The sequence below is a fragment of the Enterobacter cloacae complex sp. CDL013 genome (assembly GCF_049238805.1).
GTDB lineage: Bacteria > Pseudomonadota > Gammaproteobacteria > Enterobacterales > Enterobacteriaceae > Enterobacter > Enterobacter hormaechei_C.
This window is the reverse complement of record NZ_JBMKGT010000001.1, coordinates 216,779-240,253: the sequence shown is the minus strand read 5'-3', so window position 1 is coordinate 240,253 and position 23,475 is coordinate 216,779. Positions and strand designations below refer to the sequence as shown.

Genomic DNA, 23,475 nt, shown 5'->3' with positions numbered 1-23,475 from the left:
TCTGAAAAAGGATATTTTCATGTATATGGGTAAAAAATTGCTGTTAGCGGCAGCTATGGCTGCCATTGTATCGGGTTCTGCGTTTGCTGATGATCAAGGCTCAGGCAAAATCAAATTCAAAGGCGTGGTTATTGACGCACCATGCAGCATCGCTCCAGACAGCGTTGATAAAGAAGTCGACCTGGGTGAAGTGACTACGGCCGTTATCAACGCCAACAAAAAATCCACGCCGGTTCCGGTCGATATCAATCTGGAAAACTGCCAGCTTGACGATCCGGCAGACGAAACCGACACGCCAATTACTAAAGTGGAAGTGACCTTTACCAGCGCAGCGACAGATGCGACGGATACCAGCCTGATGAGCAACACCTTTGCAAACGGTGCGCAGAACGTGGGCGTCCGTCTGCTGGATAACGCGGAAGGCAACATCACGCTTGGTCAGCCAAACGTGCTTGATCTGCTGGCGGGTTCAACCACCCAGACGCTGCATTTCAAAGCGGTTATGGAAGTCCCAACAGGTAAAACTGCGACGGCAGGCCAGGTTGAAGCCACGGCTAACTACGTCCTGATGTACAAATAATTCCGTTACGTCACGGTATCAGCCGACTGGCAATCCATGCCGGTCGGCACTCTTTATTTATTCGAGTAACAGGATGATGACATACAAAGTACAATGGATAATCATCATTGCGTCCCTGTTAATGACGATAGTTGCCTCTGCCACTGAATTTAATATAAACGCCATCGATAAAGATCAGCGCGGCAGCGTCGATTTATCACGTTTTAAAGATCAAATATCGGTTACGCCGGGAAGCTATTTCGTTACGGTTTCAGTTAATGATATTCCGCTGGCAAATGGCTGGCAGCTTCGCTGGCGAGACATAAATAACGCAGTTCAGGTCTGTATTCCCCCCGAGCTGGCCGATACATTCGCATTTCAGGATGACGTTCGTCACGCTTTACCGGAAAAAGAGGGATGCGTTGATTTCGCCGCCAGACCAGACATCAAATTTACTTTTGAGCAAGGCAGCCAGACCCTGAAAGTAACGATCCCCCAGGCGTGGCTGCAATACCGTGCGGTTGACTGGATGCCGCCATCCACCTGGGACAACGGCGTGCCAGGCGTACTGCTGGATTACAATCTTTTTGCCAGCCATTATCAGCACAATAGCAGCGGCAGCAATGACAACGCCAATACCTATGGTACCGCCGGTGCGAACATGGGCGCGTGGCGCCTGCGAAGCGATTACCAGTACACGCGAAGCGATACTGAAGCAGGCTCAGAGCAGGATGGCCGTTTTTCACGCGTGTATATGTTCCGCCCTCTGCCCTCGATCGGTGCGAAACTGACGCTGGGTGAAACGGATTTCCAGTCCTCCATTTTTGACGCCTTCACCTACACCGGCGCATCGCTAATCAGCGATGAACGTATGCTGCCATGGTCGCTGCGCGGCTATGCCCCACAGATTACCGGAATAGCACAAACCAACGCCACCGTGACCGTAAGCCTTGCCGATCGCGTGATTTACCAGAGTAAAGTGCCACCAGGACCCTTTGTTATTCAGGATCTTAACCAGTCGGTTCAGGGCACGCTGGACGTCAAAGTCACGGAAGAAGACGGACGCGTCAACACCTTCCAGGTCTCGGCTGAATCCGTGCCGTTTTTAACGCGCAAGGGCCAGGTGCGCTATAAGCTCGCGGCGGGTAAAGCGCGCCAGGGCGCCTCCCATGATGTTGAAGATAATACCTTCATGAGCGGCGAATTTTCCTGGGGCATGCTGTCGCACACCTCTCTGTATGGCGGCACGCTGGCCGATGGCGACCGTTATCGTTCCGTCGCTGCCGGGATCGGCCAGAATATGGCCTGGCTGGGGGCGCTCTCTTTTGACGTCACGCAGGCTACCAGCCAGCTGCCACACCAGCGCAGCCAGACGGGTTACAGCTATCGCATTAACTACAGCAAGCGTTTCGATACCACCGGCAGTCAGCTTACGCTCGCCAGCTACCGCTACTCAGACCCACAGTTTTTGAGCTACGCCCGCTACCTGGATTATGACAACGGTGACCGCCAGTCGGAAAAACAAACCCTGAGCGTGACGGCAAGCCAGTACATTTCAGCGTTATCCCTGAACCTGTACGTCAATATGCTGCGTCAGACATGGTGGAATGATTCATCCTCCACGACCGGCAGCATCACGGCGGGCTACAACGTTGATATAGGTCGCTGGAAGAATCTTGGCGTAACCCTGTCCTGGAGTAAAACGCATTACGAGGAGGAAGACGAAAATGACGATACTCAGTTTTATCTCTCGCTCAGCGTACCGCTCGATCCCGATCATCGACTTAACTATGACCTGCGTAACAGCGACACGCTGAGCCATAACGTGTCGTGGTATGACACGTCGGATCGCAATAATACCTGGGGCGTTTCCGCAGGTACGGAGAGCGGGAAGCCAGATTCCGGCGCGCAGGTCAGCGGGAATTATCAGCATTATTCTGCGTACGGCGATCTCAATCTCTCCGGCAGCTATAAAGCTAACGAATATAACTCCCTCAGCGCGAGCTGGAGCGGTTCCTTCACCTCAACGGCGAAAGGCGCCGCGCTGCACCGGCGCAGTTACGGTAATGAACCCCGCGTAATGGTCAGCACCGACGGGGTAGGCAATATCCCGCTGAACATGTCGCGCGATGAAACTAACCGTTTTGGCATCGGCGTTTTACCGTCATTCTCCAGCTATTCCCCCTCCAGCGTGCAGGTCAATATGAACAACCTTCCGGATGGCGTGGACGTGGACAACCGCGTCGTGACCTCAACCTGGACTGAGGGGGCCATTGGTTATCGTCAGATTGCCACGCGCGCAGGTCAGGACGTAACAGGCGTTTTGCGGATGTCGTCAGGAACACCACCACTCGGGGCGATTGTTCGCCTGGATGAAAGCAATTTACAGGTTGGGATGGTGGCCGATGAAGGCCGCGTCTGGCTCGGCGCCGTTGAGCCAGAACAGCAGTTTCGCGTGACATGGGGCGACAACCAACAGTGTCGCTTCTCGTTACCTTCTCACTTAGAAAACAGTATGCAGTTGATACTGCCGTGCCAGTAAGAAATCATCATGAAATTAACGCCGATTAAAAGCCTGTGCCTGATGCTGATCAGCACAACATTTCCCGCCCACGCGGCCATTAACCTGGACCGCACGCGCATTGTTTTTCCAGAAAGCGACAAGGCCAGCAGCCTGAAAGTGGACAACCAGAGCAAGGCGCTGCCTTATCTGGCGCTCTCCTGGATTGAAGATGAAAAGGGGCAAAAAGAAGATGTGCACTTTATGGCGCTTCCCCCCATTCAACGTATCGAAGCGGGCGCCTCGTCGCAGGTAAGAATTGTTAAACAAGCCGCTACCCGCCAGTTGCCAAAAGACAGGGAATCGCTGTTTTATTTCAACCTGCGTGAAGTACCGCCTAAAAGCACCAGCGCCAGCGAGGAGCGCAGCGTGATGCAGGTTGCCATGCAGAGCCGAATTAAGCTCTTCTGGCGTCCGGAAGCGATTCGCAAAAAATCTGGCGAACTGACTGAAATGCGTATGGAAATTACCGCCAACGCGAAAGGGCTCACGGTCCACAACCCTACGCCGTACTACATCACGCTGGCGTGGCTGAGCAAAAATGCCAAAACCATGCTGCCGGGTTTTGACAGTCTGATGATTGCGCCTTTCGCCACGGCAACCGCCTCTACCGGCGATTACCACGGTAGTTATTACAGCATCGGCTACATCGACGATTACGGCGCACTGAAAAAAGTCGACGTACAGTGCACCGGAACGGTTCTATGTAAGCTTAACGAACGGAAAATCGATAAAGATGCGAAAGCTCACTAGTTTCCTGCTTACATTGCTGCTTACAGCGCTGCCTTTGAAAGAAGCGCTGGCGCTCAACTGCTATCTGGGTGGATCTGGCGGCCCCGTCGAGGAGACAAAAACGATCTCCCCTTTTGCCATACCCAGCAACGCTCAGGTTGGCCAAAAAATATGGGAGTCTGATGACATTAAAATTCCGGTGACGTGTGACAATAACGTCACAAGCGGTTTCAAGCCGGAAGATGTTTTTGCCTGGGTAAACCCTTATCCTGCCGCAACCGATCCCTATTATGAACTGGGCGTCACCTATGAAGGCATAGATTACGATGCCACAGGCCAGCCCAACGGCGTGGATACCCGCCAGTGCCTGGACAACGATAACATCACCATTTACACCCCGGATCAAATCCGCCAGATGGGTTGGGAGAATCGCATCTGCTCTGGCAATCCGGATGATATCCACATTACGCGCACGTTCGTCGCCCGTTTACGACTTTTCGTGAGAATTAAGGCTATGCCGCCACATGGCTATGTCAGCTCGCTCAGCGATTACATCGTTGTGCAGTTTGACGGTAAGGGCGGCGTTAATCAGATGGCCGATGCGAAGAACCTTAAGTATCACATCAACGGACTGCAAAACATTACGGTGCTTGATTGCGGGGCGACGTTTACCATTTACCCTGAGAATCAGGAGATCGACTTTGGCACCTTCAGCGCGCGCGACATCGTGAATCAGCAGACGCGTTTGCGCACGTTTTCAATACGAACCACCAAAGTCCAGGATGCCCAGTGCTCGGATGGATTTAAGATGGACTCGTCGTTTTACACAACCGAAACGCTCAGCGCAGACGACACTGCGGTGCTGATAGGGAATGGGTTAAAACTGCGTATTCTTAACGGAACGGCCCCTTACACCTTCAACCAGTACAAAGAGTACGCCGATTTTACGGGCGATAAGATGAATGTTGAGCAAAACTACACAGCTGAACTTTCACGGGAAGAAGGAAAAGCGATTCAGTCCGGGCCGTTCGAAACCGTGGTACTGTTCAAAATTAACTACCACTAGAAACAAAAAAACCGGGTTTCCCCGGCTTTTTTACATCAGCATGTTCAGCTGGCTTTGCGCTCGTGCGCGCGGCGGTACTCAACCAGATCTTCAATCGTCACCACTGGCATATTGTGCAGACGCGCAAAGGTGATGCACTCCGGCGCACGCGCCATGGTGCCATCATCGTTGGTCAGTTCGCACAGCACGCCTGCGGGTTTGAAGCCAGCCAGCGTCACCAGATCGATGGTCGCTTCGGTATGACCACCACGGGTCAGCACGCCGCCCGGCTGCGCGCGCAGCGGGAAGACGTGACCAGGACGGTGCAGATCGGAAGGTTTCGCACCATCAGCAATCGCTGCACGCACGGTGGTCAGACGGTCAGCCGCCGACACACCGGTGGTTACGCCATGCGCCGCTTCAATGGTCACAGTGAAGCCAGTACCAAAGGCGCTGGTGTTGTTTTCAACCATCATCGGCAGATCAAGCTGCTGGCGACGGTCTTCGGTGATGCACAGGCATACGATGCCGCTACCGTGACGGATGGTCAGCGCCATCTGCTCAACGGTCATGTTCTCGGCGGCAAAAATCATGTCGCCTTCGTTTTCACGGTTTTCATCGTCAAGCACCATCACACCGCGGCCTTCGCGCAGGGCATCCAGTGCATGTTCAACACGTTGAGTTGAAGTGCCAAAAGAGGAAAGTAGCGTCTGATTCATGGTAAAAAAACCTCATTAACTTTATGGTTACCAGAATCAGGGCAGTCTTAGGAGCGCCGTACAAGCGGCAAAAAAATAACGTGAGCGGGCTTTGCCCGACTGGATCGTTACTCTCTCCCATCCGGACTCTAACCGTCGGCCCCGGAATTACACCGGATCTGCTGACCTTTGAGAATTCACCCAAAGCGCTCGCGGGCTTTCAGCGTTAAGCTGATTTACCGCCGGTGGGGAATTTCGCCCCGCCCTGAGAATAAGCGAGATAACTATAACGCTATTGATTACCCTGGGCAATGCATAAGCTTCAAACAATTTTGTTTAACCCGCGGCATGACACGCTACAATAGGCACTAACACCTTTTCATCAAGGGAAACGACAATGATTGACCCAAAGAAAATTGAGCAGATCGCGCGTCAGGTTCATGAGTCCATGCCGAAAGGTATTCGTGAGTTTGGTGATGACGTTGAGAAGAAAATCCGCCAGACGTTGCAGGCACAGTTGGTTCGCCTTGATTTAGTCAGCCGCGAAGAGTTTGACGTGCAGACGCAGGTGCTGCTGCGCACCCGCGAGAAGCTGGCGCTGCTGGAACAACGTTTGACCGAGCTGGAAAACCGCAATGCGCCGGAAGAAGTGAAGCCAGCGCCAGCTATTCCACCGGTGGATGACCAGGCATAAGTGCGGCCTGATGCCCTCACCCCAGCCCTCTCCCACAGGGAGAGGGTGAAAAACGAACGGGCCAACAGGCCCGTTTTTTACTGACTGTCTTTCTGGATCTTCTTAATGATGTTGGTGGTTGAACACCCGTCCTCAAAGTTGAGCACCATTACTTCACCACCATTCGCCCAGACCTCTTCGCTACCTGCGATTTGCTCTGGTTTGTAATCACCGCCCTTCACCAGCAGGTCAGGCAAAATTCCGGCAATCAGGCGCTGCGGGGTGTCTTCTTCAAATGAGACCACCCAGTCCACCGCTTCCAGCGCGCCGAGCACTATCATGCGCTGCTCCAGCGGGTTAACCGGACGCGTTTCACCCTTCAGACGTTTGGTTGAGGCATCGCTGTTGACCGCCACAATCAGGCGGTCGCCCAGCTTGCGCGCATTCGCCAGATACGACACGTGGCCCGCATGCAGGATGTCGAACACGCCGTTCGTCATCACCACTTTTTCACCGCGTTTGCGCGCGGCGGCAACGGCCACTTTCAGCTCGTCTTCGGTCATGACGCCAAAGCCGGTATCCGCACGCCCACGCACCGCGTTTTCCAGCTCAATTGGCGAAACGGTGGAGGTCCCGAGTTTACCGACGACCACGCCCGCCGCGGCGTTCGCGAAGTAGCATGCTTCTTCCAGGGAGTTACCCGCCGCCAGCGTCGCCGCCAGCACGCCAATCACCGTATCACCGGCACCGGTCACGTCGTACACTTCCTGCGCCTGGGTTGGCATATGCAGCGGCGCCTTGCCCGGTTGCAGCAGCGTCATGCCCTGCTCGGAACGGGTCACCAGCAGCGCAGACAGCTCGAAATCAGCGATGATTTTCATGCCGCGCTCAACCAGCTCTTCTTCAGTTTTGCACTTGCCCGCCACCGCTTCGAATTCAGAGAGGTTTGGCGTCAGCAGGGTTGCGCCGCGATAGCGCTCAAAATCGGTGCCTTTCGGGTCGATCAGCACCGGAACGCTGGCTTTGCGCGCCAGCTGGATCATGGTCTGCACGCTCGCCAGCGCACCTTTGGCATAATCAGACAGCACCAGCGCGCCAATATTGCCCAACGCCTGGTTAATGCGCTCGTGCAGCGGCTCGGGATCAACGCCTTCGAACCCTTCTTCAAAGTCGAGGCGGATTAGCTGCTGGTTACGCGACAGCACGCGAAGCTTGGTGATGGTTGGGTGGGTCGGAACAGAAACGAAGTCACACTTCACATTCACGTCCGCCAGCGACTTGCTCAGCGCACGCGCCGCATCGTCAATGCCGGTCAGGCCAACCAGACGCGAATGTGCGCCCAGAGAGGCTATGTTCATCGCCACGTTTGCCGCGCCACCGGGACGCTCTTCAATGGTGTCGACCTTTACCACCGGTACCGGTGCTTCCGGAGAGATGCGGCTGGTCGGCCCATACCAGTAGCGATCCAGCATCACATCACCGACTACCATAACTCCAGCACGTTCAAACTCTGGCAGTGTTACTTTCATTCCTGACTCCAGAAAGATTCACAATTTGCGCGCGATAATATCACACTTGTTTTGTTACGCACGGTTCCACTAGCCACTTCTGCCAGCTTGTAGTCACCTGCGCGCGTTCGTCGGCGAAACAGTCCAGCGCCACATGGCCCGGCTGTTCCTGTAATGCCAGATGGTGCAACTCATCACGCAGTGTGGTGTAGGCGTGGGTTAAGGCCTGCGCCTCTTGCTCATCCATAATGTCGTTCTGCGCCAGCAGTTCCAGTATGCGCACGTTATCCGACCAGCGGGTCAGCTTCGGTTTATCGTGCGCGTGCAGCAGCACCAGGTACTGAGTGATAAACTCAATATCGGTAATCCCGCCTTCATCGGCTTTGATATCAAAGCGATCGCGATGTTTGTTGCCAAGGTGCGCGCGCATCTTCTCCCGCATTTCCCGCACTTCGGTTTGCAGCGTACTGCCCTCGCGCGGGGTCGTCATGACCGCCTTGCGGATCGCATCGAACTGCGTTTTGAGCTGCGGATCGCCATACACCACGCGGGCGCGCACCAGCGCCTGATGCTCCCACGTCCAGGCTTCGTTCTTCTGATAGTCGGCGAAAGCCTCCGTCGAGGTGACCAGCATGCCTGCCGCGCCGGACGGGCGCAGACGCGCATCCACTTCATACAGAATGCCGGATGAGGTGCGAGTGCTGAACAGGTGCATGATGCGCTGGGCCAGGCGCAGGTAGAACTGCCGTCCGTCAATCTCACGTTCGCCGTCGGTCATGACGTCTGCCGGACAGTCGTGGAGGAAAATCAGATCCAGATCGGAGCTGTAGCCCAGTTCCCAGCCGCCCAGCTTGCCGTACCCCACCACCGCAAAACCGCGGCCTTCACGGTCAGCAAGGTGCTTCGGCTGGCCGTAGCGGGCTACCATCTGCACCCACGCCTGATGGACAACCGCGTCGATGATCGCTTCCGCCAGCCAGGTTAAGTGATCGCTCACTTTCATTACCGGCAGGGTACCGGCGATATCTGCCGCCGCCACGCGCAGCATCTGTGCCTGCTTAAACTGACGCAGCGCCTCAAGCTGTTGCTCTTCGTCCTCTTCAGGTACGCGCAGCAGATACTGACGCAGCTCGTCGCGGTAGGCATCCGTCGCCGTCGGCTGATAGAGGGTATTCGGGTCGAGCAGTTCGTCCAGCAGCAGCGGATAACGCGCCAGCTTGTTCGCCACCATCGGCGAGGCGGCGCAGAGGGAAATCAGGTGCTTCAGCGCGCCGGGAAACTCGCTTAACAGCTCAAGGTAAGTGGTACGCGTGACGATCCCGCTCAGCAGCGGCATCATGCGCGACAGCGGCACCGGCGCATCGTCGCGGGAGCAGACATCGCTCAGCAGATGCGGCATCAGATGATCCAGCACCTGACGACCGCGTGGGCCGATAGCGCGTTTGTTCAGTTCGAGGCGGAAATCGGCAATCAGCGCCACCACGCGATGGCGGGCATCGTCGCTTAAGTGCGCCAGCACCGGCGTGGTGTCATCTTCCTGGAGCGCGTCCTGCCACAGTTCGCGCCAGTGCTCGGAGAGCGCATCGTCCTGCGATTCAGTTTCGTCGTCGCCGATCAGATCGTTAAAGATGCGGCGCACGCCCGCCATATGCGCTTCCAGCCGTTGCGTCAGCGCCGCCCAGTCATCCACCCGCATCCCCCAGGCCAGACGCGCCCGGTTCAGCTCATCGCCCGGCAACGTCTGGGTCTGTTCGTCGTTGATACTTTGCAGCAAATTTTCCAGACGACGCAGGAAGAGATAAGAGTCACGCAGCGTTTGCGCGTCGCCTTCCGGCAGCAGATGCAGCTGATCGATAGCGCTTAGCGTCGGCAGCAGCGAGCGGGATTGCAGAGAAGGTTCACGCCCGCCGCGTATCAGCTGGAAGACCTGGACGATAAATTCGATCTCACGAATACCGCCAGCACCGAGCTTGATGTTGTCTTTCAGGCCACGGCGACGCACCTCGCGGGCAATCATCCCTTTCATATTTCGCAGGGACTGGATAACGCTGAAGTCGATGTAGCGGCGGAACACGAACGGGCGCAGCATGGCGCGCAGCTCGTTGGCGTAGGCATCGTCGCTGTCGCCCATGATCCGCGCTTTGACCATCGCGTAACGCTCCCAGTCGCGACCCTGCTCCTGGTAGTAATCTTCCAGCGCGGCAAAGCTCAGCACCAGTGGCCCGCTGTCGCCAAACGGACGCAGGCGCATGTCCACGCGGTAAACAAAACCATCCTGCGTGGGCTGATCCAGCGCCTTAATCAGCCGCTGCCCCAGACGAGTAAAGAACTGGGCATTGTCCAGCTCGCGACGGCCGCCGCGCGTGGAGCCGTTCTCGGGCCAGGCAAAAATCAGATCGATGTCTGAGGAGAAGTTCAGCTCGCAGCCGCCCAGCTTGCCCATCCCCAGGATCAACAGTGGCTGAGGAACCCCTTCCTCGCTGCACGGCGTGCCCCACTCTTTACAGCAGGCGGCGTAGAGCCAGTCCCGCGCGGCGACAATCAGCGTCTGCGCCAGCTCGCTCAACTGCTGCAAGGTGCTCTCTTCACTCACCAGCTCCAGCGCCTGCGCCCAGGCAATGCGTACCATCACCCGGCGGCGGAACTGACGCAGAACGCGCATCAGCGTGGCTTCGTCTGCCACCTCTGCCAGCGCGGTTTGCAGCCAGCCAGCATAATGCCGCCACTCGTCAGCCTGCGGCGGCGCGCTTTCCAGCTCTGCCAGCCAGTCCGGGTTAGCGCTGACGCTCTCCTGTACAAAATCACTGAACGTGAGCACGCTTTTCGCCTGCTCGCTTAACGACGACGCGGGTAACGACTCAGGCAGGCGTTCACAAACGGTCTGCCAGTGCTGCTGTAACTGCGAAGAAAGCGGCATATCAGGGGTTCCTTGCCAGAATTAACGTTTTCCGCTGTGCAGCCAGTACGGATCCTGCGAAATGGCCTCGTTGCGGAAATGCTCGATCTCAATCTGCTGACGGGTCTCGATGGCATGCTTAAGCCCCTGCCAGTTCTCCAGCCAGGCCTGCGCCTTCACGCCCTCATACGCACCCGACAGCAGCAACATGCTGTCGATGTTACGCGCCAGGCGGGGAAGCTGATCGCCATACTGGTCACCCAGCGGATGCGCAAAGGTGGTTCTCAGTTCGGCCGCGTGACGGGAGAGGTGGATATCCGCAAAACGTTTGAAGTTTTCCGCAATTTTGGCCTGCCCTTTCGCATCGAGGAAGGTGCGCCAGCCGCGCGTCACCAGAAATTCGGTCAGCGCCAGTTTCGCGCTGGCGTTTTGCGGGCTGTAGATCGCCGTTTGTGCCGACACGTCGGAAAGCATCAGCGTTTCGGTTTGAGTGAGCAAATCACGTAAGTGAGTGCTGGCTTTACGCGGTACAATGCCGCCAAAGAGCGTCAGGGTATGACGTACCAGCCCCATAGCGGCCAGCACCTGTTTTTTGGCATTTTTCACGTTACGCGCCCACAGCTCCTCGTGGTACTGCCACTGAGAGAGCGCCAGCTCCAGCGCCGCTTCCATCCCCTGCTCAACGGAGGCTTTCGGCACAACGCGCAGAATCGGGGTTTCTCGCAGCACGCGCGGCGCATTCCCGGCGGCCAGGTGATAGCCGCGTGCCGCTTTACTCAGGCTGCCCTGACGCAGTCCAGGCTGGTTCACCAGCTTGCGCGCCAGCTTCAGCACATCGCTCGCGTCGCCTTCAAGCAGTTCGAGTTCCAATTCGCAGATCGGCTCCTGCTCTTCACCAGCCTTAATTTCACCCCGATCAAACGCGATCTCAATGCGGCTCTTGCCTTCCGTCACCAGCCATTTCTCGCGCCAGAAATCGGTGCTGAACAGCGGTTGCGCCTCTGCCGACAGCGTTGCGGGCAGCATCCCTTCCGGCCACACTTCCGCCGGAAAACGATCCAGCTCAAGTTCTGGCTTACTGATGTCGATATTGTATTCCGGACGCTGGTGTAAACCGCCCACCACGCGACCGGCGATTTTCATCGTCATCTCGTAGCGCCCGTTCGCACCCCGGATGCGCAGGCCCATATCATGGTTGCGCAGCCAGTTGTCCGGCGTTTCGTAATAGATGTTGAGCAGCTGTACGGGTTCATGGTGCTCGCCGGACAGCGTATTCAGATGCTGGCGGAGCGCGTCAGCGCTGTCTTTTTCGACGATAAACTTTAATTCGATCTCTTGTGCCATAGCCTTGTACTTTTGCGTGCGTCACAGACGCGTCGATGAAGGCGAACTTCCTCGCCATTTGTTTGTCAGTACATAGTATTTTGCGCCAAATTGCCACGCAATGAGCAATTTGACGGGCGTAAAAGTTTAAAGCGGTGGAAATCATGACACAGATGATTCCGATTGATGATGAATCCTTTGCGTAGCGACACTGATACCACTACTATCGTTCCACTTTTTATGAAAATAACGACTGATATGCTTAAATTACGCCTGATTGGACTTACTTTACTCGCTTTTAGCGCCGCAACCGCGGTCCACGCTGAAGAGAAACGTTACGTTTCTGATGAACTGAATACCTGGGTACGCAGCGGCCCTGGAGACAATTATCGCCTCGTGGGTACGGTAAATGCCGGCGAGGAAGTGACTCTGCTGCAAACCAATGCAGACACCAATTACGGTCAGGTTCGTGACAGCTCTGGCCGCACCTCATGGATCCCGCTGAAAGAGCTGAGCACGGTGCCAAGCCTGCGCACCCGCGTGCCGGATCTGGAAAATCAGGTGAAAACCCTGACTGACAAGCTGAACAACATCGACGGCACCTGGAACCAGCGCACCGCAGAGATGCAGCAGAAAGTGGCGCAAAGCGACAGCGTGATCGCCGGTCTGAAAGATGAAAATCAGAAGCTGAAAAATGAGCTGATCGTCGCGCAGAAGAAAGTGAACGCCGCGAATCTACAGCTGGATGACAAACAACGCACCATCATCATGCAGTGGTTTATGTATGGCGGCGGAGTGCTGGGCGTCGGTCTGGTGCTGGGTCTGGTGCTTCCTCACCTTATCCCAAGCCGTAAACGTAAAGACCGCTGGATGAACTAACTCGTCTTCTCTGCCACACTTACGTATCATCTTGCGAAAAGAGAAAACGGGAGTGTTGGCGTGAAGAGTTATCTGGTCGGTGGTGCGGTACGTGATGCGTTATTAGGTCTGCCGGTCAAAGATAAAGACTGGGTCGTGGTCGGTGCCACGCCCGAAGCGATGATTGACGCGGGCTACCAGCAGGTAGGCCGCGATTTTCCTGTGTTCCTCCATCCGAAAAGCCGGGAAGAGTACGCCCTGGCGCGAACCGAACGGAAATCCGGTTCCGGTTATACCGGCTTCACCTGCTATGCCGCGCCGGATGTGACGCTGGAGCAGGACTTACTGCGCCGCGATCTCACCATTAATGCCCTGGCGCAGGACGAAAACGGCCATATTATCGACGTCTACGGCGGCCAGAACGATCTGCGCGACCGTCTTTTACGCCATATTTCCCCCGCCTTTTCTGAAGATCCGTTACGCGTACTGCGCGTGGCGCGTTTTGCCGCCCGTTATGCCCATCTCAGCTTCCGCATCGCCGACGAGACGATGGCGCTGATGACGGCCATGACCGACGCGGGCGAGCTGGAACACCTGACGCCAGAACGCGTCTGGAAAGAGACCGAAAACGCCCTGACTACCCGTAATCCGCAGATCTTTTTCCAGGTTCTGCGCGACTGCGGGGCGCTGAAAGTGCTGTTCCCGGAAATAGATGCGCTGTTTGGCGTGCCCGCCCCGGCGAAATGGCACCCTGAAATTGATACCGGCATTCACACCCTGATGACGCTGAGCATGGCCGCTATGCTCAGTCCTGAAGTGGACGTGCGCTTTTCCACTCTCTGCCATGACCTCGGCAAAGGGTTAACGCCAAAGGAATTGTGGCCACGCCATCACGGGCACGGTCCGGCTGGCGTAAAGCTGGTTGAAGGGCTTTGCCAGCGCCTGCGCGTGCCGAATGACATTCGCGATCTGGCAAAGCTGGTCGCCGAGTTCCACGACCTGATCCACACCTTCCCGATCCTGAAACCCGCCACCATCGTCAGGCTGTTTGATAACATCGACGCCTGGCGCAAGCCGCAGCGCGTGGAGCAAATTGCGCTGACCAGCGAAGCCGACGTGCGCGGCCGCACCGGGTTTGAAGCGTCCGATTATCCGCAGGGCCGTTTGCTGCGTGAGGCGTGGGACGTAGCGAAAGCGGTGCCAACGAAAGAGGTGGTGGAGGCAGGGTTTAAAGGCCCGGAGATCCGCGAAGAGCTGACGAAGCGGCGGATTGATGCGGTTGCGGCGTGGAAGGAAAAACGTTGCCCTCAGCCGAAAGACTGAGGGCGGTCGGTCATCAGAAGAAGACCACGTACACGGCAGCCGCGACGATAAAGCGGTAGATCGCGAACGGAATAAACGAAATACGCTTAATCAGTTGCAGGAAGGTTTTGATGGCGATCAGCGCCACAATGAAGGCGGTGATAAAGCCCACGGCGAACATCGGAATGTCACCCACGGTCAGGAAGCCGATGCTTTTGTAGAGATCCAGCGCGGTGGCGCCCATCATCATCGGCACCGCCAGCAGGAACGAGAACTCAGACGCCGCGTAACGGCTCACGCCCATCAGCATCCCGCCGGAAATGGTTGCCCCTGAACGGGAGAAGCCCGGCCACAGCGCCAGACACTGGAAGCAGCCAATCATAAACGCCTGACGATACGTCATATCGTCCAGACCTTCCGCACGCGGGGTTTTTGGCTTCAGCACTTCGGCGGCAATCAGCAGGAAGCCGCCGACAACCAGCGCGTACATCACGTTAATCGGGTTGAAGAGCGATTTAATGGTGTCGTGGAACACCAGCCCCAGCACCACTGCCGGGATCATCCCGAGCAGAATATGAATCAGCGTCAGACGCCCCTTGCCCTCTCCTTCACGCTGCGGCAAACGCCCGAAGTGGATGCCGATCAGACCAAACAGACGACGCCAGAACATCACAACCACCGCCAGGATAGAGCCCAGCTGGATCACCACCTCAAACGTCTTTGCGGTATCGCCTTCAAAGCCCAACAGATGGCCAACGATAATCATATGGCCCGTACTGGACACCGGCAAAAACTCCGTCAATCCTTCGACCACACCCAGTATTGCCGCCACCAGCAGCGAGTGCATATCGCTCATCTATAAACCCCTAAAAAGATATAAAAAAACGGTCGCCACAACGGCTACCGTGAAACATACAGCTCTAAGACCGATATAACCTAAAATGGTTTAGCTATTATGACGTTAAATCTTTCCTTTCAGATTTGTGCCACGCTCGATAATCACGCCCACGTTGGCGGCGCGCGCCACCGCGCCCGGCTTGCTTAGCTTAATGCGCACCCACGGGGAGTTAAATTTGCTCAGCAGCAGGTCTGCCACCTCTTCCGCCACGCGTTCTACCAGCGCAAATCGTTGCCCTTCCACATGGCCGATGACCGTTTCACTGATGTCGGCGTAGCTCAGACAATCATTCACATCATCGCTTTTCGCTGACTTGCGGTTATCCCAGCCCATTTCGATATCGAACACCAGTTTCTGCTCGATGGTCTGTTCCCAGTCGTAAACACCAATTGTGGTGATTACCGAAAGTTGCTCTATAAATACAATATCCATCACGACCTGCCTGCTTTTTGGCTAAACCGGATACCACTTCCGGCGAATTATGCGTATTATCCACAGATGCTGAGAATACAGATACATTTTCAAAACGGAACAGCGTTATGAGTGCAATCGCGCCTGGAATGATTATCCTCGCCTACCTTTGCGGCTCAATCTCCAGCGCCATTCTGGTCTGCCGCATCGCCGGGTTGCCTGACCCGCGTGAAAGTGGTTCCGGGAATCCGGGGGCGACCAATGTACTACGAATTGGCGGCAAGGGAGCAGCCGTAGCGGTTTTGATTTTTGACGTTCTGAAAGGAATGCTTCCCGTATGGGGCGCGTATGCGCTCGGCGTCACACCCTTCTGGCTGGGGCTGATAGCCATCGCCGCCTGCGTCGGCCACATCTGGCCTGTTTTCTTTGGTTTTAAAGGCGGTAAAGGCGTGGCCACTGCGTTTGGCGCAATTGCGCCGATCGGCTGGGATCTCACCGGCGTGATGGCGGGCACCTGGCTGCTGACCATCCTGCTGAGCGGTTATTCGTCGCTGGGCGCCATCGTCAGCGCACTGATCGCCCCGTTCTATGTCTGGTGGTTTAAACCGCAGTTTACCTTCCCGGTGTCGATGCTCTCGTGTCTGATCCTGTTGCGCCATCACGACAACATTCAACGCCTGTGGCGTCGTCAGGAAACGAAGATCTGGACGAAGCTCAGACGTAAAAAGAAAGACGCTCAGTAAACCGTTCGTTATGCCTTATAACCAAATGTGATTTTTGTCACCTTCTGCCTGTGGTAACTGTTAGAGACACAACACAACCACACAAAAAGAAAATGGCAGAAATCACAGATTCAACTCCCCTTCCAGCGGCAGCAAACACCCCGGATGGCGATATCAAGTGGGTACGCAGCGCATCGGACGTTTCACGTCTCGTTAATGACGGCTCTCAGGGCCGGGCCAATGCCCGCATCGTGGTCGGTATCGCGCTCGGGGGAATTTTTCTCGATGCCTACGATCTCGGCGCGCTGGCATTCGGCATCAAAGACATCACCCGCGAATTTAACCTGACGCCCGCCGGTACCGGCATGGTGGCTTCAGCCATTACGTTTGGCGCGATTGTCGGGGCGCTGCTCGGCGGCTATCTTACGGATAAAATCGGGCGCTACCGCGTCTTTATGGCCGACATGGTATTCTTTGTCGTTGCCGCTATCGCCTGTGCGCTGGCCCCGAACGAATATGTGCTGGCGGGCGCGCGCTTTGTGATGGGTCTTGGCGTTGGGATCGACCTTCCCGTCGCGATGGCGTTTCTCAGCGAGTTCGCCAGACTGAAAGGCCTGGGGAATAAAGCCTCCAGCGTCGCGATGTGGTGTCCCACCTGGTATGCTGCCATCAGCATCTCTTATCTTCTGGTGCTCTTCTTTTACGCCGTACTGCCGGAAAGCCACAGCGACTGGCTCTGGCGTCTGATCCTTGGCTTTGGCGCGGTGCCCGCGCTGGTGATTATCGCCATCCGCAGCCGCTATATGAGCGAATCCCCGGTCTGGGCGGCGAATCAGGGCAATCTGAAGGAGGCGGCGTCTATCCTGCGGCAGTCTTACAACATTAATGCCCACGTACCGCAGGATGCGCTCGACCAGCCCGCGCCTGTTGTGAACAAGGCAAAATGGTCGAACTACCTGAACCTGTTCCGCGGTATCTATCTGCGGCGTACCACGCTCGCCACGCTGCTGTCGGTCGTCTCCTCGTTCGCCTATAACGCCGTAGCCTTTGGCCTGCCGGTGATCATCTCCAGCTTCTTTGTGCAGTCGATGCTGACGACCATTCTGATCTCGCTGGCGCTTAATCTGCTGTTCGCGTTTGTCGGCGGGCTGCTGGCGGTGCGCTATGTTCCGCGCTTCGGCGCATGGCGGATGTCACTGGCGGGTTATGCGTGCCAGCTGGCGGCGCTGCTCGGCCTGGCGCTGATTGGCCGCCCTGACGGGTCCACGGAAGGCGTGGTCGCCATCGCGATGCTGGCGCTGTTCCTGTTTGGCCAGGGTTTTGGTCCGGGTGCGCACACCATGACGTTTGCCTCTCTGAGCTACCCGACCTCGCTGCGCGGTGTGGGTGTGGGGCTTAACCAGACGCTGATGCGCAGCAGTTCAACGCTATCACTGTTTCTGTTCCCGCTGCTGGTCGCCTCGCTGGATACCGCCGTGTTCTGGGTGATTGCGCTGGCGCCGTTTATCGGCCTGGCCTCGCTGCTGGCGATCCGCTGGGAGCCGTCGGGGTATGATGTGGATGCAGAGGATTATCGCTAGCCTTTCTTGCCGGGTGGCGCTGCGCTTACCCGGCCTACATTACTGAAACCGGCTCACATGAGCCGGTTTTTTTATCCATAAGCGACTCATATGACAGCCTTCATTTCCGCCAGGGCATACTGAAACGTATCCCGATAGTGCGGAAGTGGAAGCACCATGTTAGAAACTCAGGTCACTGATAATTCATACAAAGGCTGGCAGGCCTCGCTTGCCCTCCAGTTTTGTCATACCCCTGAGAAAACCCTCCTCCATTCCGCGCGTCACACCGGGCCACTTACCGTTCAGCGTCCGTTTTATCCCGAAGGGGAAACCTGCCACCTTTACCTGCTGCACCCGCCAGGCGGAATTGTGGGCGGGGATACGCTGGATATTTCCGTGCGGCTCGACGCCAAAAGCCATGCCCTCATCACCATGCCCGGCGCCAGCAAGTTCTATCGCAGCAGCGGCCCGCTGGCCTGCCTCAGTCAGCATTTTTACCTCGACGAAGAGGCCACGCTGGAGTGGCTGCCGCAGGACACCATTATTTTCCCCGGCGCTAACGCCGCGCTGCGTTCCGTCTTTCACCTGCACGCCACCAGCACGCTGCTGGCGTGGGAGCTGTACTGTCTGGGCCGTCCGGTGATAAACGAAACCTTCAGCCAAGGCACGCTGGAGAGCCGCCTTGAGGTGTGGGTGGATGGCGAGCCGCGTCTGATTGAGCGACTGCATCTCAGCGGTGGCGATCTGACGCCCGTCGCGGACCATCCGTGGGTCGGCACGCTGCTGTTCTATCCGGCCCGGGAAGCACATCTCGACACGGTGCGCGAGCGGCTCGCCCCGCTGGAAAACTTTGGCGGGGCGACGCTCACCGACGATCTGCTGTCGGTGCGTTTTCTCTCGCACGACAACCTGATTTGTCAGCGGGTGATGCGCGATATCTGGCAGTCGCTTCGCCCGCTTTTAACCCCCAAAACCGCCTGTTCGCCGCGCATCTGGCAGACATAAAGAGAAACGCTATGGAACTGACTCCCAGAGAAAAAGACAAGCTGTTGCTGTTCACCGCCGCGCTGGTTGCCGAACGCCGCCTCGCGCGCGGGGTAAAGCTCAACTATCCGGAATCGGTCGCGCTGATCAGCGCCTTTATTATGGAAGGCGCGCGCGATGGCGAAACCGTCGCCTCGCTGATGGAAGCCGGCCGCCACGTCCTGACGCGCGATCAGGTGATGGAGGGCGTACCGGAGATGATCCCGGATATTCAGGTGGAAGCCACCTTCCCGGACGGATCCAAGCTCGTCACCGTCCACAACCCGATCGTGTAAGGAGCGCGTGATGATCCCAGGTGAATACCGGATCCAGTCCGGCAACATTGCTCTCAACGTCGGGCGCGAAACCCGAAGTGTGATAGTGGAAAACCACGGCGACAGGCCGATCCAGGTCGGATCGCACTACCACTTTTACGAGGTCAACCCGGCGCTGAAGTTCGATCGCGAGGCCACCCGAGGCTACCGGCTGAACATCCCGGCGGGCACCGCTGTGCGCTTCGAGCCCGGCCAGAAGCGGGAAGTGACGCTGGTGCAGGTGACGGGCGCACAGCGCATTTTCGGTTTTCGCGGCGAGATCATGGGCGAGGTGAAACATGGCTGAGATTTCACGCCAGGCGTATGCCGATATGTTTGGCCCCACGACCGGGGATAAAGTGCGGCTGGCCGACAGCGAACTGTGGATCGAAGTAGAAGACGATCTCACGATCTACGGAGAAGAGGTTAAATTCGGCGGCGGAAAAGTGATCCGCGACGGCATGGGACAGGGGCAGATGACCGCCGACGACTGCGTGGATCTGGTGCTCACCAACGCGCTGATCGTCGATCACTGGGGGATCGTGAAAGCGGATATCGGCGTAAAAAATGGGCGGATCTTCGCCGTCGGCAAAGCCGGAAACCCGGACATTCAGCCCGGCGTGACGATCCCGATTGGCGCAGCAACGGAAGTGATCGCCGCCGAAGGCAAGATTGTCACCGCTGGCGGGATCGACACCCATATCCACTGGATCTGTCCGCAGCAAGCGGAAGAGGCGCTGGTCTCTGGCGTCACCACCATGATCGGCGGCGGCACCGGGCCCGCGGCAGGTACAAACGCCACCACCTGCACGCCGGGGCCATGGTATATCGCCCGCATGTTGCAGGCTGCCGATACGCTGCCGGTGAATATTGGCCTGCTGGGCAAAGGGAACGGCTCCAACCCAGACGCGCTGCGCGAGCAGATCGCGGCAGGTGCCATCGGGCTTAAGATCCACGAAGACTGGGGTGCGACGCCTGCGGCCATCAACTGCTCGCTGGAAGTCGCTGAAGAGATGGATATCCAGGTGGCGCTGCACAGCGACACGCTGAACGAGTCCGGTTTTGTCGAAGATACGCTGGCCGCCATCGCCTGGCGCACCATCCACACCTTCCACACCGAAGGGGCGGGCGGCGGCCATGCGCCAGATATCATCACCGCCTGTGCGCACCCGAATATTCTGCCCTCCTCCACCAACCCGACGCTGCCCTACACGGTCAACACCATCGACGAGCACCTGGACATGCTGATGGTTTGCCATCACCTCGACCCGGATATCGCCGAGGACGTGGCGTTTGCCGAATCCCGCATTCGCCGGGAGACCATCGCCGCCGAAGACGTGCTGCACGATATCGGCGCGTTCTCACTCACCTCGTCAGATTCACAGGCAATGGGCCGCGTGGGGGAAGTGATTATCCGCACCTGGCAGGTCGCGCACCGCATGAAGGTTCAGCGCGGCGCGCTGCCGGAAGAGACCGGCGATAACGACAACTTCCGGGTGAAGCGCTATGTTGCCAAATACACCATTAACCCGGCGCTGACCCACGGCATCGCCCATGAAGTGGGCTCGATTGAGGCGGGCAAGCTGGCGGACCTGGTGGTCTGGTCCCCGGCGTTCTTCGGCGTCAAGCCCGCCACCATCGTCAAAGGTGGGATGATCGCCTGCGCACCGATGGGCGATATCAACGCCTCGATCCCCACGCCGCAGCCGGTGCATTACCGGCCGATGTTTGGATCGCTGGGCGCCGCGCGCCACGCCACGCGGCTGACGTTTATCTCGCAGGCCGCCAGTGCGAACGGCATCCCGCAGCAGCTCAACTTGCAGAGCGCCACGGCGGTGGTGAAAGGCTGCCGGACAGTGAAAAAGGCGGACATGATCCACAACGCTCTGCAACCGAACATCACCGTCGACTCGCAAACCTACGAGGTGTGCGTCGACGGCGAACTGATTACCAGCGAACCGGCTGACGTTCTGCCGATGGCACAACGCTATTTCCTGTTTTGAGGAGTGATGATGATTTATCTGACCCAACGCCTGGACCACGCACACCCGACTACCGCCAGCGTCACGCTGCCGATTGACGTGCGGGTGAAAAGCCGCGCCCGCGTGGCCCTGAACGACGGTCGCGAAGCCGGGCTGATGCTGCCGCGCGGTTTGCTGCTGCGCGGCGGCGATCTGCTGACCACCGACGACGGCAGCGAGGTGATCGAAGTGATCGCGGCCCCGGAGTCGGTTTCCGTGGTGCGCTGCGCCGATCCGTTCCTGCTCGCCCGCGCCTGTTACCACCTGGGCAACCGTCACGTGCCGCTGCAAATTATGCCCGGCGAGCTGCGCTACCACCACGACCACGTTCTTGACGACATGCTGCGTCAGTTCGGGCTGGAGGTGACCTTCGCCAGCCTGCCGTTTGAACCGGAAGCGGGGGCTTACACCAGCGATGCCCACAGCCATGGCCACTCCCACGCTCATTCACATTAAGGACTCATCATGCGCAAGTATTTACCGCTGTTTCTGCTGGCCTTTTCCGTTCCGGCGCTTGCCCATCCGGGCCACGGGACCGACAGCTTCCAGGCCGGATTTCTCCATCCGCTGACCGGGCTGGATCACCTGCTGATGCTGACGGGGGCTGGCGTGCTGTCCGCCCTGAGCGGCCGCAAGCTGCTGCTGCCGTTAGCAACGCTCGGCATGATGCTTGCTGGCGCCGTTGCGGGCAGCCTGCTCGGCGGTTTTAGCGGCATGGAGATGCTGATTATCGCCTCGCTGGCGGTCTGCGGCGTAATGATGTTTAAGACTGAAAATCGCCTGCTGCTGGCGGTGCCAGCCCTGGCGATGTTCCACGGCTGGGCGCACGGCGTGGAGATGTCCGGCCACAGCTTCTGGCTCTTCACCAGCGGGTTTATGTTAGCCAGCGCCACGGTGCTGTGCGCCAGCTTCGCGGCAGGGCTGCTGCTGCGCCGTCACGACGGCCTGCGTAAAACCTTCGGTGGCGGGCTGATCGTCTCTGCCCTGCTGGCGCTGATGAGCTGATGGAGCACGCCCGCCAGCGGCTGCGCCTGATGCAGCTCTCCAGCAGTAGCCTGCCGGTCGGATCGTTTACCTGGTCGCAGGGGCTGGAGTGGGCCGTTGAGGCCGGGTGGGTCACGGACGCTGAGGCCTTCAGGCGCTGGCAGATCCAGCAGATGGAGCAGAGCTTTTTCTGCGTCGACCTGCCGCTGTTTATCCGCCTTTATCGTGCCTGCGAGAAGCAGGACGTCGCGACAGCAAAACGCTGGACGGCATACCTGCTCGCCTGCCGGGAAACGCGCGAGCTGCGCGATGAAGAACGCAACCGTGGCGCGGCCTTTACGCGCCTGATTAAAAGCTGGGAACCCGCCTGCCCGCCAGAATGGTTGCCGCTGTTGACGCAGAGCCAGCTCTGCGGCATGGCGTGGCTCGGCGTGCGCTGGGGCATTAGCACGCGTGAGCTGGCGCTGAGCCTGGGCTACAGCTGGATAGAGAGCGCGGTGATGGCGGGCGTCAAGCTGGTGCCGTTTGGGCAGCAGGCCGCACAACAGCTGATTATCGACCTGAGCGACCATTTTGCCGCCGGGTTTGAACAGGCATTTTTACGTGGCGACGACGCGCTGGGGGCCGCTACGCCGCTGTCCGCCATCGCCTCCGCGCGCCACGAAACCCAATATTCACGACTATTCCGTTCCTGAGGAGTCAATATGGCTGATTACAAACATCCCCTGCGCGTTGGCGTGGGCGGCCCGGTAGGGTCGGGCAAAACCGCCCTGCTGGAAGCGCTCTGCAAGGCGATGCGCGATACCTATCACCTGGCGGTGGTGACTAACGATATCTACACCAAAGAGGATCAGCGCATCCTGACCGAGGCGGGTGCGCTGGAGCCAGAGCGCATCGTGGGCGTGGAAACGGGCGGCTGTCCGCACACCGCCATCCGCGAAGATGCTTCAATGAACCTGGCGGCGGTGGAAGCGCTCAGCGAGAAGTTCGGCAATCTGGATCTGATCTTCGTCGAAAGCGGCGGGGATAACCTGAGCGCGACCTTCAGCCCGGAGCTGGCGGACCTCACCATCTACGTCATCGACGTGGCCGAAGGGGAAAAAATCCCGCGCAAGGGCGGGCCGGGGATCACCAAATCCGATTTTCTGGTGATCAATAAAACCGACCTCGCGCCGTACGTGGGGGCGTCGCTGGAGGTAATGGAACGCGACACTAACCGCATGCGCGGCGAGCGTCCGTGGACCTTTACCAACCTGAAAGCGGGTGACGGGCTGGCGACGATCATTGCGTTTCTGGAAGAGAAAGGGATGCTGCGGGTGTAGTGCGGGTTATTGCCGGGTGGCGGCTTCGCCTGACCCGGCCTACGGTTTTGTAGGCCCGGTAAGCGCA

General features: G+C 57.9%; 23 protein-coding genes and 1 riboswitch. Of the genes, 17 read left to right on the top strand and 6 right to left on the bottom strand.

The window, feature by feature from the left end; all coding sequences use genetic code 11:
• Positions 1-19 precede the first annotated feature (19 nt).
• From ACOTXD_RS01150 to ACOTXD_RS01135, 4 genes are all read left to right on the top strand, one after another.
• On the top strand, positions 20-580 hold the full coding sequence (locus tag ACOTXD_RS01150; protein ID WP_003862529.1) for a fimbrial protein: 561 nt from the start codon (positions 20-22) through the stop codon (positions 578-580).
• A gap of 76 nt (positions 581-656) precedes the next feature.
• Positions 657-3,101: a fimbria/pilus outer membrane usher protein gene (locus tag ACOTXD_RS01145; protein WP_047654217.1), complete on the top strand. Its 2,445-nt coding sequence runs from the start codon at positions 657-659 to the stop codon at positions 3,099-3,101.
• A 9-nt stretch (positions 3,102-3,110) separates the two neighbouring features.
• Positions 3,111-3,872 carry a fimbrial biogenesis chaperone gene (locus ACOTXD_RS01140; RefSeq protein WP_023314870.1) on the top strand — a complete coding sequence of 254 codons (762 nt, stop codon included), beginning with the start codon at positions 3,111-3,113 and terminating at the stop codon, positions 3,870-3,872.
• The gene (locus ACOTXD_RS01135) at positions 3,856-4,917 is read left to right on the top strand and encodes a fimbrial protein (protein WP_045335737.1); all 1,062 of its coding nucleotides are present in this window, start codon (positions 3,856-3,858) and stop codon (positions 4,915-4,917) included. Before ACOTXD_RS01140 ends, ACOTXD_RS01135 begins: the two co-directional genes overlap by 17 nt.
• A gap of 44 nt (positions 4,918-4,961) precedes the next feature.
• Here the strand turns inward: ACOTXD_RS01135 and ribB are convergent, their stop codons facing one another.
• Positions 4,962-5,615, bottom strand: coding sequence for a 3,4-dihydroxy-2-butanone-4-phosphate synthase (gene ribB, locus ACOTXD_RS01130; protein ID WP_003862538.1), 654 nt, complete (start codon positions 5,613-5,615; stop codon positions 4,962-4,964).
• A 105-nt stretch (positions 5,616-5,720) separates the two neighbouring features.
• Positions 5,721-5,871, bottom strand: a riboswitch (FMN riboswitch).
• 120 nt (positions 5,872-5,991) lie between these two features.
• Here ribB and ubiK point away from each other — a divergent pair.
• Complete coding sequence (gene ubiK, locus ACOTXD_RS01125) at positions 5,992-6,288, top strand: ubiquinone biosynthesis accessory factor UbiK (protein ID WP_003862539.1); 297 nt, start codon at positions 5,992-5,994, stop codon at positions 6,286-6,288.
• 77 nt (positions 6,289-6,365) lie between these two features.
• Here the strand turns inward: ubiK and hldE are convergent, their stop codons facing one another.
• The 3 genes from hldE to ACOTXD_RS01110 are packed head-to-tail and all read right to left on the bottom strand — an operon-like array spanning position 6,366 to position 12,015.
• Positions 6,366-7,796: a bifunctional D-glycero-beta-D-manno-heptose-7-phosphate kinase/D-glycero-beta-D-manno-heptose 1-phosphate adenylyltransferase HldE gene (gene hldE / locus ACOTXD_RS01120; RefSeq protein WP_003862540.1), complete on the bottom strand. Its 1,431-nt coding sequence runs from the start codon at positions 7,794-7,796 to the stop codon at positions 6,366-6,368.
• A gap of 40 nt (positions 7,797-7,836) precedes the next feature.
• A complete protein-coding gene (glnE, locus tag ACOTXD_RS01115) occupies positions 7,837-10,692 on the bottom strand; it encodes a bifunctional [glutamate--ammonia ligase]-adenylyl-L-tyrosine phosphorylase/[glutamate--ammonia-ligase] adenylyltransferase (RefSeq protein WP_059370469.1) in 2,856 nt (951 codons plus the stop codon).
• A 21-nt stretch (positions 10,693-10,713) separates the two neighbouring features.
• A complete protein-coding gene (locus tag ACOTXD_RS01110; RefSeq protein WP_032607927.1) occupies positions 10,714-12,015 on the bottom strand; it encodes an inorganic triphosphatase in 1,302 nt (433 codons plus the stop codon).
• A gap of 237 nt (positions 12,016-12,252) precedes the next feature.
• On the opposite strand from ACOTXD_RS01110, the gene ACOTXD_RS01105 reads away from it, so the two are divergent.
• Both ACOTXD_RS01105 and ACOTXD_RS01100 read left to right on the top strand, forming a co-directional pair.
• The gene (locus ACOTXD_RS01105) at positions 12,253-12,873 is read left to right on the top strand and encodes a TIGR04211 family SH3 domain-containing protein (RefSeq protein ID WP_001303390.1); all 621 of its coding nucleotides are present in this window, start codon (positions 12,253-12,255) and stop codon (positions 12,871-12,873) included.
• Positions 12,874-12,933: 60 nt separating this feature from the next.
• Positions 12,934-14,175, top strand: a complete 1,242-nt coding sequence (locus tag ACOTXD_RS01100) for a multifunctional CCA addition/repair protein (protein WP_003862543.1) — start codon at positions 12,934-12,936, stop codon at positions 14,173-14,175.
• 13 nt (positions 14,176-14,188) lie between these two features.
• Here the strand turns inward: ACOTXD_RS01100 and bacA are convergent, their stop codons facing one another.
• Positions 14,189-15,010, bottom strand: coding sequence for an undecaprenyl-diphosphate phosphatase (gene bacA, locus ACOTXD_RS01095; RefSeq protein WP_003862545.1), 822 nt, complete (start codon positions 15,008-15,010; stop codon positions 14,189-14,191).
• Positions 15,011-15,115: 105 nt separating this feature from the next.
• On the bottom strand, positions 15,116-15,484 hold the full coding sequence (gene folB, locus ACOTXD_RS01090) for a bifunctional dihydroneopterin aldolase/7,8-dihydroneopterin epimerase (protein ID WP_003862547.1): 369 nt from the start codon (positions 15,482-15,484) through the stop codon (positions 15,116-15,118).
• Positions 15,485-15,591: 107 nt separating this feature from the next.
• On the opposite strand from folB, the gene plsY reads away from it, so the two are divergent.
• The 10 genes from plsY (at position 15,592) to ureG (ending at position 23,408) form a co-directional block, all read left to right on the top strand.
• Positions 15,592-16,206 (top strand): glycerol-3-phosphate 1-O-acyltransferase PlsY, encoded by a 615-nt coding sequence (gene plsY / locus ACOTXD_RS01085; RefSeq protein WP_003862548.1) that lies wholly within the window; start codon positions 15,592-15,594, stop codon positions 16,204-16,206.
• A gap of 92 nt (positions 16,207-16,298) precedes the next feature.
• Positions 16,299-17,765, top strand: coding sequence for an MFS transporter (locus ACOTXD_RS01080; protein WP_061856819.1), 1,467 nt, complete (start codon positions 16,299-16,301; stop codon positions 17,763-17,765).
• A 156-nt stretch (positions 17,766-17,921) separates the two neighbouring features.
• Entirely contained in the window at positions 17,922-18,749 is an 828-nt protein-coding gene (locus tag ACOTXD_RS01075; protein ID WP_061856818.1) for an urease accessory protein UreD, read from the top strand.
• A gap of 11 nt (positions 18,750-18,760) precedes the next feature.
• The gene (locus ACOTXD_RS01070) at positions 18,761-19,063 is read left to right on the top strand and encodes an urease subunit gamma (protein ID WP_003862556.1); all 303 of its coding nucleotides are present in this window, start codon (positions 18,761-18,763) and stop codon (positions 19,061-19,063) included.
• Positions 19,064-19,073: 10 nt separating this feature from the next.
• On the top strand, positions 19,074-19,388 hold the full coding sequence (locus tag ACOTXD_RS01065; protein WP_003862557.1) for an urease subunit beta: 315 nt from the start codon (positions 19,074-19,076) through the stop codon (positions 19,386-19,388).
• Positions 19,381-21,084, top strand: a complete 1,704-nt coding sequence (ureC, locus tag ACOTXD_RS01060) for an urease subunit alpha (protein ID WP_058674843.1) — start codon at positions 19,381-19,383, stop codon at positions 21,082-21,084. Before ACOTXD_RS01065 ends, ureC begins: the two co-directional genes overlap by 8 nt.
• Before the next feature lie 9 nt (positions 21,085-21,093).
• Entirely contained in the window at positions 21,094-21,558 is a 465-nt protein-coding gene (gene ureE, locus ACOTXD_RS01055) for an urease accessory protein UreE (protein ID WP_003862559.1), read from the top strand.
• 9 nt (positions 21,559-21,567) lie between these two features.
• Positions 21,568-22,107 (top strand): HupE/UreJ family protein, encoded by a 540-nt coding sequence (locus ACOTXD_RS01050; protein WP_003862561.1) that lies wholly within the window; start codon positions 21,568-21,570, stop codon positions 22,105-22,107.
• Entirely contained in the window at positions 22,107-22,781 is a 675-nt protein-coding gene (locus ACOTXD_RS01045; protein ID WP_032607933.1) for an urease accessory protein UreF, read from the top strand. Before ACOTXD_RS01050 ends, ACOTXD_RS01045 begins: the two co-directional genes overlap by 1 nt.
• 9 nt (positions 22,782-22,790) lie before the next feature.
• Positions 22,791-23,408: an urease accessory protein UreG gene (gene ureG, locus ACOTXD_RS01040; protein ID WP_014071813.1), complete on the top strand. Its 618-nt coding sequence runs from the start codon at positions 22,791-22,793 to the stop codon at positions 23,406-23,408.
• The last annotated feature ends 67 nt before the right edge of the window (positions 23,409-23,475 follow it).